We start from the raw sequence: 15,669 nt of genomic DNA on the forward strand, positions 1-15,669 counted from the left end.
GCCGGCGCCATGACCGGCCCTGGGTTCCGGATGTCTCGAGCAGGGCGCCCGATCACGCCAGCTTGAACTGCGGTGGCGGCAGGCTCAGCCGGGTGTCGGCCACGGCTTCATCCCGGAAGAACCGGACCAGCAGCCCCTGCACGTCGGGATGGGCCTCGAAGACATTGTGGCCGGCGTTCTCGACGATCACCCGGGACTTGCGCCGGAACTGGGCGGCCACCTCGTCCTGCTCGGGCATCGGTGTGCGGCCGTCCAGCGTCCCGGCGACCAGCAGGGCGGGATGGTCGATGCGGAGCGGCGCCCGGAAGCCTTCGCCGAGGTCCGCGCCCGGGACCGCGCCCAGCAGCTGCGGCATCGGGAAGTTCAGCGCCGCGCCCAGCACGGCGGTCTTGGCTTCGCGTCGCACCAGGGCCAGCCGGGCCGGCGAGATCCCCGAGGCCAGATCCGTGGCCTCGGGCATGCCGGCAATGCCGAGAAGGCCCGCGAATTCGTTCGCGAAGGGCTTCAGCACGTCGGTCTGGCCGGCGTCGAGCGCCAGATAGAGCCCCGGCAGCATGACCAGGGTCTGTGGGTTGGCGATCAGCCCGCCCGTCATCAGCTGAATGGCAAAGCCGCCAATCCGCAAGTCGACCGGCGCGCCGTTCAGCGTGGCGGTCAGGCTGATGGGCGCGGCTTCCAGCTTGGCGTGCACCCGTCGCATCAGGGCCGGCAGGTCGGGGATCGCCGCGCGGACGGCGGGATCGGCGGCCAGCAGGCCATCCACCTGGCGCAGAAGGGCGTCGATCGCCGCCGGCCGCTTCACCGTCTGGTCCTGGCCCTCCAGGCTGGCCAGGGCCACGCGGCTCACACGGTCGCCGTGCCGCTTGAGCATGCTCAGCGCCAGATGCGTGCCATAACTGATGCCCCAGAGGGCGACCTTTTCCGCGCCCAGGTGGCGTCGCAGGTCATCTATGTCGTCGGCGTTCTGTTCGGTGTTGTAGCCCGTCATGGCCACGCCGGCCTTGGTCCAGTCGGCCCAGGCCTCCTGGAAGTCCTGGCGGAAATAGGCGGTCAGCCCGGCCTCCGTGAATTCCGGCAGAGGGCGCGCCGAGGCCGGCCGCTCCGGGATGGCGTTGGACAGGCCCGTGCCCCGCTGGTCGAAGGCGATGACGTCGGCCACCTCACGCAGGGCCATGAAGATCGGAAAGCGCGGTCCGCCCGCCGCCTGCGTCGCCCGGCCGCCCGGTCCGCCCGCCAGGTAGATGATTGGCGGCCCCGGTCTGGCCGCTGTGGAGGCAAAGCGGACATAGCTCAGCCGGATCTTCCGCGAGCCGGGATCGCGGCGATCCTCGGGGACCTCGAAGAAGCCGCGCTCGGCGTCGGTCTCCGCGCCCCGCCAGCCCTTGAAACGGATGGGTCCGGCCTGCGTCGGAGATGTCGCCGCAGCAGAGGACGGGGCAGCAGTCTGGGCGAACGCCAGGGTCGGCAGAACGAGGCCGGCGGCGGCGAGCAGGGCGCGGCGATGGAGCGATGTGTGGGTCATGCCGACAGCTGAGCCGCCCGCAGCGCCGTCCGCCACGCCGCTTCGGTCAATGGCGCCTCCTCCTCGGCGAATGGCGGAGCATCTCGGTCAGCGGCGCCCTAAGAAGGGGGCCATGTGGCGAATCCTGATCCTCACCGTCCTGCTGACCGGTCTCGCGACCCTGGCCCGCGCCCAGGATACAGCCTGGCAGGCCTGCCACGGCGCGCTCGGTCCGAGCGGTCCCGTGCTCAGCGACTGCCGCCCGGTCCAGGATCTTGTCGATCCCCAGGGGCGGGAGCTCTGGGTCCGCTCCACGATCGATGCCCCGAACCTGGCCTTGGGCGACACCCGGCCGCGCGCCCTCTATCTGGCGGGCGTCGCCTCGTCCGAGGCCTGGCTCAACGGTCAGCGCCTGGGCGCCAACGGCCGTCCCGGCGCGACGGCGCGGGACGAGGTCCCCGGGCGCTACCAGGCGATCTTCCCCATCCGCGAGACCACCTGGCGGACCGGGGAGAATGTTCTGGTGCTGCACCTGTCGTCCTTCCATGGCGGCCTGCGGTTCGCCCGCCCGATGAGCGCCATGGGTGTCTGGCCCTATCCGTTTCCGCAGCGCACCGCGCTGCTGGCCGTTACCTTCGTGGCGTCAGGCGCTCTGCTGGCGGCGGCGTTCGGCTTTGGCGTCATCCACGCCCTGCGTCGCACGGGGTCCAGTCTAACGCTGGCCGCCATGGCCGGGGTTGCGGCCGTGCAGGCCATCGTCGAGAGCCTTAGGCCGTTGTTCGACTACCCCTATCCGCTGCACGCCTGGCGGATGAGCGCGATCTGGCTGCTGGCGGCGGCCTTTGCGGTGCTGCTGGTGAGCTATGTCTCCACCCGGTTCCTGCCCAGGGGGCGCGCCCTGATGATCGGCCTGGCCCTGGGTGTGGTCGGCGCCACGGCCCTGCTTCCGGGCTTCGATATCAAGACGGCCTGGGCGCTGATCCTGGGGGTGGCGCTGGCCGCCCTGCCAGCCGCAGCGGGCGTACGTGGCAAACGCTCCGGCGCGCGGCTAACCCTGGCCTATCTGGCGCTGTTCCTCGCCCTGGCCCTCGGGTTCCCCGAATGGCTGGCCGACCTCTCCTTCTTCCTGCTCGCCGCCGGCCTGGTGCTGCCTTTGCTGGTGGTCGAGCTGGTGCGGCTGGGCCGGGACGACCGGGGCCGGGAAGCCGCCCTGACCCGCGCCGCCAGCCGCCCCGACCGCCTGCCCGTGGCCTCGGCGCGTGGCGTCGAGCTGGCGCCGATCGCGGAGATCCTGGCGGTGGTGGGGGCCGATGACTATGTCGAGCTGCGGATGGTCGGCGGCCGCAGCCTGTTGCACGCCGCTCGCCTCGACGGGCTGTCGACCCAGTTGCCGGGCAACTTCCTGCGCATCCACCGCTCGGTGATCGCCAACCTGGCCCACGTGCAGCGCCTGGAGCGCGACGGCGACCGCTGGCGGCTGCACCTGAGCGAGGGCGCGCCCCTGCCTGTCAGCCGTTCGCGCCAGCCAGCTCTGCGCGAGGCGCTGGACGCTCCTCCCCCTGTGGGGACGGTGTCGAGGTAACACGCAACGCGCCATCGGCGTTTTGTCACGACCGGCGGCCAGGCCTCTTCACCGTTCCAATATCCGGTGTTGACGCTCAGCTGCGCTTTCTCAGAGCTCGGCTGAAAACCTCGCCGCTTTCGACAAAGCCCGTGGCCAGACAAAATGTGCGCAGGTCTCCGGGCTCAATCGGCGGGTGAAGCACAAGCTCGCCGCACCCCGCAGAGCGGGCGGCCTGGGAGGCGGCCTTGAGAAGCAGCCGCGCGACCCCGTTTCGACGCCGGTCTGGATCGACGAAGAGGGTGGAGATCCACCCCACCTTCAGGTCGGCCGTGAGCACCGAATGCCAATGCGCCGCGATGACGCCCGAGGGCGGGCCCCATTCGTCGGCGATGAGCAGGACGCCGGGTTGGTCCTGAATGGCCCTGAGGCGCCGGGCAAGTTGCTCCCGGGCAAAGGTTGGGCCTGCGGCTTTGAGCAGGTCGGCCAATCCGTCCACGTCGCCGCTGTCGGCGGTTCGAATGGACAGGCCATGGCGGCTCGACATGGCGGTTTGCCCCTCAGGCGAGGCGGTCGATCAGGAAACGCGCGCCGAGCTGGAGGCCGGGTTCATCGATGCTGTGGCCAAGACCAGGCGAAACGTGGGCGGCGACATCGAAGTCCAGGCCTTTGAGCTGGAGCTGGGCGTGATGCAGCGCTTCGACGGGCAGGACGTCGTCGCGGTCGCCGTGGACGAGGAGAATGGGCGGCTTGGTCACGACTTCAGCGGCCAGGGCGTCTGGGTCGGCCAGCATGCCGGAGAAGCCGATGACGCCGGCCAGGGCCTTGGCCCGGCGCGGTCCGACATGCAGCGCCATCATCGAGCCCTGGCTGAACCCGACCAGGGCAAGCCTGTCTTCGCTAAGGCCATGGGCGGCGAGCTGGGCGTCGATATAGCCGTTCAGGGCCGGGGCCGAGACGCGGACGCCCGCCGCGCGCGCCGCCGGCGTCAGGCTGGTCAGGGGCCACCATTGCCGGCCATAGGGAACGCCATCGCAGGGCTGAGGCGCGTCGGGCGCGAGGAACAGCGTGTCGGGCAAGGCCTTGGCCCAGTAGGGCGCCAGGTCGATCAGGTCCGCGCCGTTCGATCCGTAGCCGTGCAGGAAGATCACCAGGGATTTGGCCGGGCCGCCCGAGATGGGCGCCGCGCGGGGACCGTCGAGCGTGGGGATCTGGGTCATGGCGGTTCCTGGTCGGGTCGGTTCGGCTGGGGCGATCCTTATAGCCGCGCGGACGCGGCGGCGTCGCGCGCCAAGACTTGACCGGGGCGTTGTCAGGATCGCTTTGCGGCTTTCGGATTGGTCTTCAGCATCATCAGATAGCCCGCGATCCCCATTTCATCGACGTGGGCGCACCATCTCGGAGATCATCCGTGGTGCTCACGGCAACCGAGGGCAAAACCCCCGGTTGCCGCAGCAGGACCCTTAGGCCTTGGGCAGGAGCACGGCGTCGATCACGTGGATGACGCCATTGGTGCAGGCGATATCGGCAGTCACAACCTTGGCGCCATTGACCGTCACGCCATCGGCGCCGTCGACGTGCACGGTTGCGCCACCGGCGGTCACCGCATCCATCACCTTGCCCGTGACGTCCGCAGCCATGACCTGGCCGGGCAGGACGTGGAGCAGCAGGATCGCCGTCAGCTTGTCCTTGTTCTCGGGCTTGACGAGGTCTTCGACCGTGCCGGCCGGCAGCGCAGCAAACGCTTCATCCGACGGGGCGAAGACCGTGAACGGGCCGGCGCTCTTCAGCGTATCGACCAGACCGGCGGCCGTGACTGCGGCGACCAGCGTCGTGAAGGCGCCGGCGGCAACGGCGGTATCGACGATATCGTGCGTCTGATCAGTCATGTTGGGTTCCTTTGGAACGATCGGCATTGGGGAGGGAAAAGCGATCTTCAGCGACACAAGGCGCGCCGCAGATCGGAGGTAGGCAAGCGCTTGCATCGATATGACGCGAGCGTGTCGCCACCGCGGAGCGCAAGTCCCACAGATCCCCGCAGCGGCCCATACGGGCTTTGGGCCATCTGGTAACCGCGGCAATCCGCCATCACGATCGGGCGTCCTGCGAACAGGCGCCTCATCGTGCCCCATGGGCAATCCGGCCATCGCCAGATGCGATGGGAGATGATGTTGGCCGCCTCTTCGTCCTGACCCCATCATCGCCCAGGAGAGATTGCCGTGAAGATCAAGGACAGGCCGGAGTTTCGGAGCAAGGCCGCAGTACTGACGTTCGGGCCCGATGTGCCGGTAACCGAGGCTGTCGCCGTGATGAGCGAGCGCAACTACGGGGCTGCGGTCATCGTCGGCCCCGACCGCAAACCGCTCGGTATCGTGACGGAACGCGATTTCATGCGCCGTCTGCTCAACAAGCGGATGAACCCGGACGAGACGACCCTCTCCCAGATCATGACGACGGATCTGAAGATGGCCAGGGCCGATGACGACCTTCTCGACTGGCTCCGCATCATGTCCAACGAGAGATTTCGCCACCTGCCGGTGGTCGACGACCAGGGCGTAATCATCAGTATGATGAGCCAGGGCGACTTCGTGAGCTACACTTGGCCAGAACTGATGGGGCGACTGAAAGAACAGGCCCGGGCCACGTTCAATGTCAGTCCCTCGCTGGTGATGATTATCGCCTGTGTCGCCATCTTCGCAGCCTGGTCCGTGACGATCTTCGCGCAACTTCGCTGATTGACCGGGACGATCGGAGCAAGACAGGCCTGCCACCCGTGGGGTGGCAGGCCTGTCTTGATCAGCGCACGGCCGCAGCACGCACCCTTCGCTCCAGCCAATGCGACAATAGCAGGTGCGGGGCGGCGACGGCGGCGAGCAGCTGAAAGGCTTGCGACGTCAAGTTTGCGTCGACCCTGAACGGGAATAGCACCTGCAGCGCCAGCCACCCCACGATCGTGGCGCCTGACAGCAAACCGCCTGTCGCGATCCAGCGCGACCGTGACATGTCGCAGAGTATGCCGCGCGCCTTATCCAGGTGCAGTGGCGAGTGCAGGAACACAAAAAACAGGGCGAAGCCAATCACGGGCGGGACGACCGCGAGCACGACGAGGCAGAGCGTCATCGCTGTAGCCCACGTCCGGGACCCGCTTAGCCAGGCTGCTGCGATGCCGACGGCGGTGACAAGCAATGTCACGGGCGCGGCTGCAGAAATGACGCGGACCAATAGCGTCGCTCGCTCATCGCTCATCGCGACAAACAGGGCCGCCACCGCCGCCGGATGGCTGATGGTCGGCACGGTGATCACCGCCGCCCCCGCCGCGATGCGCAGCAGCGGGGCTTCAAGCATTTGCCAATCCTCGCCGAAATGCACAGCCGAGATCGACAGGAACAGGACCAGCGCAAATAGGGGCAGCGTCATCCACAGCAGCGCCATGGCGACGGTGATGGCGACGTAGCCGCCGATCACGAGCACCAGCACGCCCCGCCCCGGCGCGATGGCTCTGCGCAGCAAGGCGATATCGTAGGCGCCGTGTGGCAGGCCGCCGCCCAGGAACAGGGCCGTGGCGGCCGTAACCGCCATCGACTGTCCCAGCGGAGCGTCCAGCAAGGCAGCCAGCAGCAGTGCGACTGCGACTGGCCAGAAGACCGGAAGCACCCGGTTGCAACGTCCCAAGGGCGCGTGGCAACCGGGTGCAGTTGGGGCTAACCCAATCCCTTTCATGGGATTAGGCGGCGTAGGCCTTGCCGCCATCGGTGTCGGACTCCGACTTCCGGACCGCGATCAGGAAGATGAGGATGCCGATGCCGGCCTTGGCGACCAGGTCAGCGATCGTGTAGCCGACCTGAATGGTCGTCTCGACGGCGCCGCCGGTCAGGCCCATGAACGGCGCGAAGAAGACGATCGGATAGAAGCCCCATGACGCAACCGTCACCAGGCGCGCCGTGCGGATCAGACCTTGCGCGGCGGCCGGCTGCTCCTTGATCGACTTGCCCAGCCCAACGAACAGCTGGAAGACGATGTAGAGGAACGGCGCCATGGACAGCGAGCCCCACAAGGCGCGCGTCGCCAGATCGGTGGCGATTTCACCGGGATAGCCCAGCACGATCATCAGCGCCGCGGCCAGCCCGAGGGAGACCGACTTCGACGTGGTTTCCGCCCGCGACAGGCGCATCACCAGGATCAGTTCGATGAGCAGCAGGGGAACCGTCAGCAGCCAGTCGACATAGCGATAGGCGTCATTGAAGGCGATGCCGGTCGCCGTCACCACGCCGTCCTTGAACGTGTAGGCGTCGTGCCAGCTCTCGAAGATGCGGAAATAGTGATAGGCCGCGATGGCGGTGACAACGCCCGAGATGGTCAGGGCGGTGCGATAGGCCGACGCGACTTGTGACCGGCTAAGCCACAAGAAGATCGTGGCGGCGGCCATCGCCGCAAAGGCGAATGAAAACGCGTTGTAGATCAGCTCGTATTGGAAGGGTGTAACAGTATCCATTGAAGTCTCCGTCGCAGTTGTCCGCAGCGCGAGTGCGCCGGGCAGGGGTGTTGCGGAGGTCGCACGATCTTAGTGAGACGATCTTCGGGCCCCCGAAGCGTCGTGACAGCGGCATTACTGGAAACATGAATGCCGACCGCGCGCGCAAAACTTGGAGCGCGCAGCCATGCCGCTATGACAACCTGGATGGGATAGGCTGCGGTCAAGTTTTCGGCGATACGGACCTTCTGCCGTATCGGCGACAATGACGGTCTAGAGGCCGGCCTCGACGGCGAGGCGGATCAGGTCGGCTGTCGTATGCAGCCCCAGCCGGTTCATCAGGATGGCGCGGTGCATCTTGACGGTCTTCTCGGCCAGATTCAGGTGGGCCGCGATCTGCTTGTTCAGCAGCCCGTTGGCGACCAGCTTGAGCACCTGGCCTTGCCTCGGCGACAGCGACTTCACCATTTCCGCAGCCCGGATCCGGCGCATGCTCGAAGGCGCCGCCGCATCGGCGTCGATTTCGACCTGAGAGCCGAGGAAATACAGCAAGGCGTCTTCCTCGTCGTAGATCGGCGCGACAAGGACGGCGTTGCGAAAGGGTTGGCCGTTGCGCTTGTAGTTCAGGATCTCGACGAGCACGGGACGATGTTCGCGCACCCCGCGACGGATTTCCTCGGTCAGCCACGGCTCGGTCGCCGGTCCCGACAGGAAACGGCAGTTGCGCCCCACCACCTCCTCGGGCGGATAGCCCGTGAGCTCGCAAAAGGCTTCGTTGCAGGCGATGATCGGATTGTCGGGCAGTCGCGGGTCGCTGATCACCGAAGGGATCGGGCTATCCGTCACAAGCCGCATATGGCGGCCGTCAGCGATACAGACATTGGCGTCTATCGCCAGATCAGTGCCTGTTCTGTTCATCCGGGAGACCATGCCAGATGCAGAACGCTCTTACACCCGTTTTGATGCCACGCCCCAAATCCTGGCAGTGTCGCTTCTGTCCGGGCGTGGCCGTCATGCGCTAAGCATGCCGCGCTGAGAAAAGGTCAATAAAATTCGGTAGTTAAAGACTGACATGCCTTGCATGAACAGATCTGGGGAGAGCGTTTTGGCTCGTGACCTTGCCCCAAGCTTGGACCAGGTCGGGCCGGGATTTTGGCCAGCTTCGTCAAGCGGCCGAACAACCCGAGAACTCTGGGAAATCCGTCCTGGTGGTTGGAGGCGGGATCGAACCGCCGACCTGTGGGTTATGAATCCACCGCTCTAACCATCTGAGCTACCCAACCGCACCAGGACGGGAGCGGGGCTTATAGTCGAGAAGCGCGCGCGATTTCAAGCGACCCCGTTCAGGCCACGATCGACGCCGCCTTCGCGCCCAGCGCCGCGACCAGGTCGGCGGGCGCAAGACGGATCTGCAGGCCGCGCTGGCCGCCGTTCACGAACACATAGGGCTGGGCCAGGGCGGCTTCTTCCACCGCCGTGGGCAGGCGCTTCTTCTGGCCGAAGGGACTGACGCCGCCGACCTTGTAGCCGGTGATCCGCTCGGCGTCGGGGACGGGCATCATCGCCGCCGACTTGCCGCCCAACGCGGCGGCCAGCTTCTTCATGCTGACCTCCTTGTCCGACGGCAGCACCACGCAGGCCGGCTTGCCGTCGAGCAGCACCACCAGCGTCTTGAGCACCCGGGCGGGATCTTCCCCCAGGGCTTCGGCGGCCTGCAGACCCACCCGTTCCGAGCCCGGATCATAGTCATAGGTCGCCAGCTCGAAGACGACTCCGGTCTTGGCCAGGGCTAGGGTGGCGGGTGTGCTTCTGGACATGCGGCAGGTGATATCCCATGTGTCCGCAGGTGTGGAGCCGGGCGCGCGCCGTCTGGGCCTCAAACCGGAGACGTGATCGTTATGCAGGCCCTCGACCGCCGCCAGATGCTCGCCGCCGCGACGGGAGCGGGTCTTGGCGCGTTGCTGCCGGCCTGGGCGCGGGCCGGAACCGGCAAGACGCCTGAGGTGCTGAGCGGCGAGGATATCCGCCTGACCATCGGCCATGCGCCCATGACGGTCGACGGCAAGACGGGCCACGCCATGGCCGTCAACGGAACCGTGCCGGGGCCGCTGATCCGTCTGAAGGAAGGCCAGAACGTCCGGCTGTCGGTGACCAATGCGCTCTCCGAGGACACCTCGATCCACTGGCATGGCCTGCTGGTGCCGTTCCAGATGGACGGCGTGCCGGGCGTCAGCTTTCCCGGGATCCGGCCGGGCGAGACCTTTGTCTATGAGTTCAAGGTCCGGCAGGCGGGGACCTACTGGTATCACAGCCATTCGGGCATGCAGGAGCAAGAGGGGGTCTATGGCCCCATCGTCATCGATCCTGTGGCGTCCGATCCTGTGGCCTACGACCGCGAGCACGTGGTGGTGCTGTCGGACTACAGTTTCCTGCATCCGCACCAGCTGATGCGAAAGCTGAAGGCTCACGCCGGCTATTTCAATGACCGCAAGCAGACGGTGGCGGGCCTGCTGGCCGGCCGCGACCAGTCGCTGAAGGACCGCGTCGAATGGTCGAAGATGCGGATGGACCCGACCGACATCCTGGACGTCACGGGCTCGGTCTATCGCTACCTGATCAATGGCCAGGGTTCGGCGGATAACTGGACAGGACTGTTCGCGCCCGGCGAGCGGGTGCGGCTGCGCTTCATCAACGCCGGAGCGATGACGATCTTCAATGTCCGCATCCCGGGTCTGTCGATGAGCGTGGTCCAGGCCGATGGTCAGAACGTGCGGCCCGTGAGCGTCGAGGAGTTCCAGATCTCGCCGGCCGAGACCTATGACGTGACCGTGCAGCCGACGGAGGATCGCGCCTTCACCCTGGTGGCCGAGGCTTCGGACCGCTCGGGGATGGCGCGCGGGACCTTGGCCCCCCGGCCAGGCCTGAGCGCGCCGGTCCCGCCGCTGCGCGAGCGGCCGCTGGCGACGATGAAGGACATGGGCATGGACATGTCCGCCCACGCCGGCCACGACATGTCGGGGATGAGCATGGACATGCGCGACGGCGCCAATGCGCCGGGCGTAAAGCTCAGCCCGGGTGTCCAGACCATCTCGCCGATGCCGATGGACCGCCTGGGCGAGCCGCCGCAAGGTCTCGAAGACGTCGGCCACAAGGTGCTGCTCTATACCGATCTTGTTTCGCTGGACCCCAATCCCGATCCGCGCCCGCCCGGCCGTACGGTCGAGATCCACCTGACCGGCAATATGGAGCGCTTCATGTGGGCCTTTGACGGCGAGGCGTTCGGCCCGCTGAAGACGCCCATCGCCTTCCAGCGCGACGAGCGGGTGCGGGTGCTGCTGGTCAATGACAGCATGATGGCCCACCCAATCCATCTGCACGGCCATTTCTTCGAGGTCGTAAACGGCCACGAGGGGCGCCAGCCGCGCAAGCACACGGTCAATGTCGCCCCCGGCGGCAAGGTGGCCTTCGACCTGACCGCCGACGAGCCCGGCGACTGGGCCTTCCACTGCCACATGCTGATGCACATGCATGCGGGGATGTTCAACGTCGTCACCGTGCGGCCGCTCGACGGAGCCCCGGCATGAGCGCGCCGCTCCTGATGGCCCTGGCCTTGATGCAGCACGAGCATCACCAGATGACGCCGCCGCCTGCGCCGGTTCAGCAGGCCGCGCCGGTCGATCCGCATGCGGGTCACGACATGTCAAAGATGGTCGACCCTCACGCGGGCCACGACATGTCGAAGATGGCTGATCCGCACGCGGGTCACGACATGTCAAAGATGGTCGACCCTCACGCGGGCCACGACATGTCGAAGATGGCTGATCCGCACGCGGGTCACGACATGACAAAGATGGCCGACCCTCATGCGGGCCACAATATGTCGAGCATGGCCCCGCCGGCCGTCGCCGCCATCGCCCCGCCGCCCCCCACCGACCACGCCGCCGAGCGCTTCTTCGACCCCGCCCGGATGGCCTCGGCCCGGGCGGTGCTGCGCCAGGAGCATGGCGGGGGACGCTACTGGATGGTGCTGGCCGACCAGGCCGAGCGCCGCTCTAGCCAGGGCCCTGACGCCACGGCCTTCGAGGGCGAGGGCTGGTTTGGCGACGACTTCGGCAGGTGGGCGGTCAAGGCGCGCGGCGAGCATGTCGACGGCCACGGCTGGGAGAGCGCCGAGCTGCAGGCCCTGCGCGCCCGGCCGATCGGTCCCTATTTCGATCTCGAGGCCGGCCTGCGTGTGGATGTTGAGCCGAAGGGCCGCGCCTACGCCACCCTGGGCGTCGAGGGTGTCGCGCCCTATTGGATCGAAACCCGGGCGGCGGCCTTCCTGTCGGATCGCGGCGACCTGTCGGCCCGGATCGAAGCCTCGCACGACCTGCGCCTGACCACGCGCCTGATCCTGCAGTCGAAGGTCGAGACCAGCCTGGCCGGGGATGGGAGCGACGCCGAACTGGGCCTGCGCCTGCGCTACGAGATCCGCCGTGAGTTCGCGCCCTATATCGGGGTGCTGCGCCATCGCACCTTCGGCGACGCCGCTGATCTGGCCCGCGCGGCCGGCGACCGGACGGGTCAGACCAGCGTGGTGTTCGGCGTCAGGGCCTGGTTCTAGCGTTTTGTGAGCCCCTTGCCGCAACGGCATGGCTTTACCTGCGCGTAAAGACACCCCAACATCTGTTTGACCTGATCGGAAGCGGTGGATTCACACGCCGCGCGACGGGCCAAAGGGAGATCAGGGCGTATGTCAGCCATCGACTTTGACCGCATGCCAACCCTGGGCGACGTCGCCCGCTATCATGCGGAGGCCCGGCCCGACGCCGTGGCCCTCAGCTTCGAGGGGCGCGACACCACCTTCGCCGAATTTGACCGCAAGACCAGCCAGGTCGCCAACGCCCTGCTGGCCGCCGGCCTGAAGACCGGCGACCGGATCGCCTATGTCGGCAAGAACAGCGACCTCTATTTCGAGCTGCTGTTCGGCGCGGCCAAGGCTGGCGTGGTCACCGCGCCCATCGGCTGGCGACTGGCCCCGCCGGAGGTCGCCTATATCGTCGGCGACAGCGACGCCAAGCTGGTTTTCGTCGGCCCCGAACTGGTCGACCAGATCGAGAGCGTCGCCGCCGAACTGACCTGGCGACCCGAGGTGGTGGTCATGGAACCCGTGGCGGGCGACGCCCACCGCACGTTCGAGGCCTGGCGCGACGCCCAGCCGGACACCGATCCCAAGGTCGCCATCAAGACCTCCGATATCGCCATCCAGCTCTATACCTCGGGCACCACGGGGCGTCCCAAGGGCGCCATGCTGACCCATGACAACCTGCTGTCCATGCGCAAGCTGGCCGCCGAGAACCCGTTGGCCTGGAACCAGTGGGGGCCCGAGGATGTCAGCCTGGTGGCCATGCCCGTGTCGCATATCGGCGGCACCGGTTGGGGTCTGGTGGGCCTGCTGAACGGCGCCAAGGGCGTGGTGGCGCGCGAGTTCGATCCATTCAAGGTGCTGGACTATATCGAGCACGACCGGATCTCGAAGATGTTCATGGTGCCGGCCGCCCTGCAGATCGTGGTGCGCCAGCCCCGGGCCCGCGAGGTCGACTATTCGCGCCTGTCCCACATCCTGTACGGCGCCGCGCCCATCCCGCTGGACCTGCTGCGCGAGTGCATGGAGGTGTTCGGCTGCGGCTTCGTTCAGCAGTACGGCATGACCGAGACCACCGGCACGGTCGTCTATCTGCCGCCCGAGGATCATGACCCGGCCGGCAATGCGCGCATGCGCTCGGCCGGCCTGCCGATGCCAGGGGTCGAGCTGAAAGTCATGGACGAGGCCGGCGCCAGCCTGCCGCCCAACACCGTGGGCGAGGTGGCCGTGCGCTCCAGCGCCAACATGGCCGGCTACTGGAAGCTGGACCAGGCCACCGCCGCCACCATCGACGCCGACGGCTGGCTGCGCACCGGCGACGCTGGCTATCTGGACGAGGACGGCTATCTGTTCATCCACGACCGGGTGAAGGACATGATCATCTCGGGCGGCGAAAACATCTATCCGGCCGAGGTCGAGAGCGCCGTCTATGGCCATCCGCATGTGGCCGAGGTGGCGGTGATCGGCGTGCCCGATGACAAGTGGGGCGAGGCGGTCAAGGCGGTGGTGGCCCTCAAGCCCGGCGCGCCGCGCGATCCCGACAGCATCATCGCCTTTGCCCGCACGCGGATCGCCGCGTTCAAGGCGCCCAAGACCATCGACTTCATCGACGTCCTGCCGCGCAATCCGTCAGGCAAGATCCTGCGCCGGGAACTGCGCTCGCCGTACTGGGAGGGGCGGACGCGGCAGGTGAACTAGGCGGCCGACGCTGCTGGCCCCCTCCTGACCGCTACGCGGTCGTCCTCCCCCGGAGGGGGAAGACGCTCTCATCTTCCCCCTCCGGGGGAGGAGCGCCGAAGGCGCGGAGGGGGCCAGTCGCGCCGACCTACTCGATAAACGCCTCGACCAGCTCCCGCGTGCCGACCAGAAAAGCATCCGCCACCAGGGCCAGCGGCCGCACGTCGGCTTCCGACTTGCCCGCCCGGATCAGCTCGCCGAACCGCCCATACAGCCCCGGATATTCCGCCTCGGCGGCCTGGACCACCGGCTGGCCGTCGATTTCGATGATGGCCCCGCCACTCGACAGGCGCAGGGTCCCCTCGTCGGCGACCACCGTGATGTCCCAGGTCTGGGGGCCGGTCTGCAGGAAGTCGAAGTCGGCGGTGATCCTGACGCCCTCGATGTCGGTCATGGCCAGGTGCGCCGCGGCCGGCGACTGGACGTTTTCCGGAACCTGAAGCCGCGCGTCGGTGACGAACACTTCGCGGGGCATGATCTCGGTCAGGATCGACAGGGCGTTGATGCCCGGATCAAAGACGCCCAGGCCGCCGGCTTCCCAGATCCAGGTCTGGCCGGGGTGCCAGCGGCGTACGTCCTCGCGCCACTGGATGTCGACGTTGCGGATCGTGCGGGCGGCCAGCCACGCCTTGGCGGCAGGAACCCCGGCGGCGAAGCGCGAGTGCCAGCTGGCGAACAGGGTCACGCCCTGCTCGGCGGCCAGGACGGAAAGGTCGCCGACCTCGCCCACGGTCGCGCCGGGCGGCTTTTCCAGGAAGACGTGCTTGCCGGCCCGCAGCGCCGTCAGCGCCGTCTCGCGCCGCACCTGGGGCGGGGTGCACAGGGCGACGGCGTCCAGTTCGATACCGCTCTGAAGCATCTCCTCCAGCGTCTCGAAGGCCGGGACGCCCACGTCCGGCCGGCTGCGGCTGGCCACGGCGACCAGCTTCAGGCCCGGATCGGCCGCTATGGCGGGGATGTGCTGATCCCGCGCGATCTTGCCGACCCCGACGATCCCGACCCTGATGATGCTCACGCCGCAGCTCCCTGAACTCTCTGCCGATCTATTATCGTACAAATGGGACGCGCCAAGCGATTTCATGACGGCGCACCGCTGGCATCCTCGCCGTTCACCGGGGCGAGAGCTACGACCCGCGCGCCGGGCCGGTTGTCGGCGGCGTCAGATCTGATGTCGGGGAGGGGAGCCGGCCGGGGATATAAAAGCATCCCCGGCCAGCGGGTACCGACGGTGGGGACCTATCGATAACTCAGCTTTGATGTGGGTCGGCGTTCAGGGCAAGGCCATGGCGAATATGTCGCAGGGGACGTTCTGAAGGCCCCGGCCATCGCCGCGGGCCCCCTCCTGACCGCTATCGCGGTCGTCCTCCCCCTTGTCAGGGGGAAGATGAAACGCGCCGACCTCATCTTCCCCCTCCGGGGGAAGACGGCTGCGAAGCAGCCCGTAGGGGGCAAGTGTGGGGATAGAGGGCAGTCTGTCCCCGTACTTTCCCGAACAAAACCCAGCCCAATCAACCGCTTGTAAAATAGTTGATCGCGCCAATCCTCGGAGCTCAATCCTCCCGTATTCTTGAGCTGTCCCCGTCGCAAGGGGAGGGCGTTTGGTACCGGCCCAAAGCGGCGATGGGGATGGAGCTGAGCGGGGCCGCGACGCCCTGGAAGGCGGGTCGAGGTGTGCGGGCTGTCTCAGAAGGACGGACCAAACGCTGAGTGGCTCGTCGGCCGGGTGAACGCGGGTCGAAGAGGGCGAGGGATCGTAAACCCGCCTATCGCGC

The 15,669-nt window shown here is 67.4% G+C and carries 14 protein-coding genes and 1 tRNA gene; 5 read left to right on the forward strand and 10 right to left on the reverse strand.

Annotated features, from left to right (window positions below; translation table 11 throughout):
• Positions 1-52: 52 nt before the first annotated feature.
• A complete protein-coding gene (locus ACW17Z_RS15825; RefSeq protein WP_492056688.1) occupies positions 53-1,558 on the reverse strand; it encodes an alpha/beta hydrolase in 1,506 nt (501 codons plus the stop codon).
• Positions 1,559-1,634: 76 nt separating this feature from the next.
• On the opposite strand from ACW17Z_RS15825, the gene ACW17Z_RS15830 reads away from it, so the two are divergent.
• On the forward strand, positions 1,635-3,083 hold the full coding sequence (locus tag ACW17Z_RS15830) for a LytTR family DNA-binding domain-containing protein (RefSeq protein ID WP_492056689.1): 1,449 nt from the start codon (positions 1,635-1,637) through the stop codon (positions 3,081-3,083).
• 76 nt (positions 3,084-3,159) lie between these two features.
• Here ACW17Z_RS15830 and ACW17Z_RS15835 read toward each other — a convergent pair whose 3' ends face one another.
• The 3 genes from ACW17Z_RS15835 to ACW17Z_RS15845 all read right to left on the reverse strand — a co-directional run bounded on the left by ACW17Z_RS15835 (position 3,160) and on the right by ACW17Z_RS15845 (position 4,951).
• Entirely contained in the window at positions 3,160-3,609 is a 450-nt protein-coding gene (locus tag ACW17Z_RS15835) for a GNAT family N-acetyltransferase (RefSeq protein WP_492056690.1), read from the reverse strand.
• Positions 3,610-3,622: 13 nt separating this feature from the next.
• Positions 3,623-4,282 (reverse strand): alpha/beta hydrolase, encoded by a 660-nt coding sequence (locus ACW17Z_RS15840; RefSeq protein WP_492056691.1) that lies wholly within the window; start codon positions 4,280-4,282, stop codon positions 3,623-3,625.
• A gap of 243 nt (positions 4,283-4,525) precedes the next feature.
• Positions 4,526-4,951 (reverse strand): fasciclin domain-containing protein, encoded by a 426-nt coding sequence (locus ACW17Z_RS15845; protein ID WP_419320423.1) that lies wholly within the window; start codon positions 4,949-4,951, stop codon positions 4,526-4,528.
• A 330-nt stretch (positions 4,952-5,281) separates the two neighbouring features.
• Between ACW17Z_RS15845 and ACW17Z_RS15850 the strand changes: the two genes are divergently transcribed.
• Complete coding sequence (locus tag ACW17Z_RS15850; RefSeq protein ID WP_492056692.1) at positions 5,282-5,797, forward strand: CBS domain-containing protein; 516 nt, start codon at positions 5,282-5,284, stop codon at positions 5,795-5,797.
• A 61-nt stretch (positions 5,798-5,858) separates the two neighbouring features.
• On the opposite strand, the gene ACW17Z_RS15855 is transcribed toward ACW17Z_RS15850, so the two are convergent.
• The 5 genes from ACW17Z_RS15855 to ybaK form a co-directional block, all read right to left on the reverse strand.
• Positions 5,859-6,641 (reverse strand): Brp/Blh family beta-carotene 15,15'-dioxygenase, encoded by a 783-nt coding sequence (locus ACW17Z_RS15855; RefSeq protein WP_492056693.1) that lies wholly within the window; start codon positions 6,639-6,641, stop codon positions 5,859-5,861.
• A 145-nt stretch (positions 6,642-6,786) separates the two neighbouring features.
• Complete coding sequence (locus ACW17Z_RS15860) at positions 6,787-7,554, reverse strand: bacteriorhodopsin-like (protein WP_492056694.1); 768 nt, start codon at positions 7,552-7,554, stop codon at positions 6,787-6,789.
• Positions 7,555-7,806: 252 nt separating this feature from the next.
• Positions 7,807-8,451, reverse strand: a complete 645-nt coding sequence (locus tag ACW17Z_RS15865) for a LuxR C-terminal-related transcriptional regulator (RefSeq protein ID WP_492056695.1) — start codon at positions 8,449-8,451, stop codon at positions 7,807-7,809.
• Positions 8,452-8,739: 288 nt separating this feature from the next.
• Positions 8,740-8,816: transfer RNA gene (locus ACW17Z_RS15870), tRNA-Met, on the reverse strand.
• Positions 8,817-8,876: 60 nt separating this feature from the next.
• Complete coding sequence (ybaK, locus tag ACW17Z_RS15875; protein ID WP_492056696.1) at positions 8,877-9,350, reverse strand: Cys-tRNA(Pro) deacylase; 474 nt, start codon at positions 9,348-9,350, stop codon at positions 8,877-8,879.
• A gap of 81 nt (positions 9,351-9,431) precedes the next feature.
• On the opposite strand from ybaK, the gene ACW17Z_RS15880 reads away from it, so the two are divergent.
• From ACW17Z_RS15880 to ACW17Z_RS15890, 3 genes are all read left to right on the forward strand, one after another.
• Entirely contained in the window at positions 9,432-11,117 is a 1,686-nt protein-coding gene (locus ACW17Z_RS15880; RefSeq protein ID WP_492056697.1) for a copper resistance system multicopper oxidase, read from the forward strand.
• Positions 11,114-12,139 (forward strand): copper resistance protein B, encoded by a 1,026-nt coding sequence (locus ACW17Z_RS15885; RefSeq protein ID WP_492056698.1) that lies wholly within the window; start codon positions 11,114-11,116, stop codon positions 12,137-12,139. Before ACW17Z_RS15880 ends, ACW17Z_RS15885 begins: the two co-directional genes overlap by 4 nt.
• 129 nt (positions 12,140-12,268) lie before the next feature.
• Positions 12,269-13,858, forward strand: coding sequence for a fatty acid--CoA ligase (locus tag ACW17Z_RS15890; RefSeq protein ID WP_492056699.1), 1,590 nt, complete (start codon positions 12,269-12,271; stop codon positions 13,856-13,858).
• A gap of 127 nt (positions 13,859-13,985) precedes the next feature.
• On the opposite strand, the gene ACW17Z_RS15895 is transcribed toward ACW17Z_RS15890, so the two are convergent.
• Positions 13,986-14,906 (reverse strand): Gfo/Idh/MocA family protein, encoded by a 921-nt coding sequence (locus tag ACW17Z_RS15895; RefSeq protein WP_492058546.1) that lies wholly within the window; start codon positions 14,904-14,906, stop codon positions 13,986-13,988.
• Positions 14,907-15,669: the final 763 nt, after the last annotated feature.

The organism is Caulobacter sp. GSs2 (assembly GCF_058680895.1).

Coding starts and splice junctions, on each gene's coding strand:
- ACW17Z_RS15830 (WP_492056689.1), top strand. CDS start 1,635: ATGTGGCGAATCCTGATCCTCACCGTCCTGCTGACCGGTCTCGCGACC.
- ACW17Z_RS15835 (WP_492056690.1), bottom strand. CDS start 3,609: ATGTCGAGCCGCCATGGCCTGTCCATTCGAACCGCCGACAGCGGCGAC.
- ACW17Z_RS15840 (WP_492056691.1), bottom strand. CDS start 4,282: ATGACCCAGATCCCCACGCTCGACGGTCCCCGCGCGGCGCCCATCTCG.
- ACW17Z_RS15845 (WP_419320423.1), bottom strand. CDS start 4,951: ATGACTGATCAGACGCACGATATCGTCGATACCGCCGTTGCCGCCGGC.
- ACW17Z_RS15855 (WP_492056693.1), bottom strand. CDS start 6,641: ATGGCGGTTACGGCCGCCACGGCCCTGTTCCTGGGCGGCGGCCTGCCA.
- ACW17Z_RS15860 (WP_492056694.1), bottom strand. CDS start 7,554: ATGGATACTGTTACACCCTTCCAATACGAGCTGATCTACAACGCGTTT.
- ACW17Z_RS15865 (WP_492056695.1), bottom strand. CDS start 8,451: ATGAACAGAACAGGCACTGATCTGGCGATAGACGCCAATGTCTGTATC.
- ybaK (WP_492056696.1), bottom strand. CDS start 9,350: ATGTCCAGAAGCACACCCGCCACCCTAGCCCTGGCCAAGACCGGAGTC.
- ACW17Z_RS15880 (WP_492056697.1), top strand. CDS start 9,432: ATGCAGGCCCTCGACCGCCGCCAGATGCTCGCCGCCGCGACGGGAGCG.
- ACW17Z_RS15885 (WP_492056698.1), top strand. CDS start 11,114: ATGAGCGCGCCGCTCCTGATGGCCCTGGCCTTGATGCAGCACGAGCAT.
- ACW17Z_RS15890 (WP_492056699.1), top strand. CDS start 12,269: ATGTCAGCCATCGACTTTGACCGCATGCCAACCCTGGGCGACGTCGCC.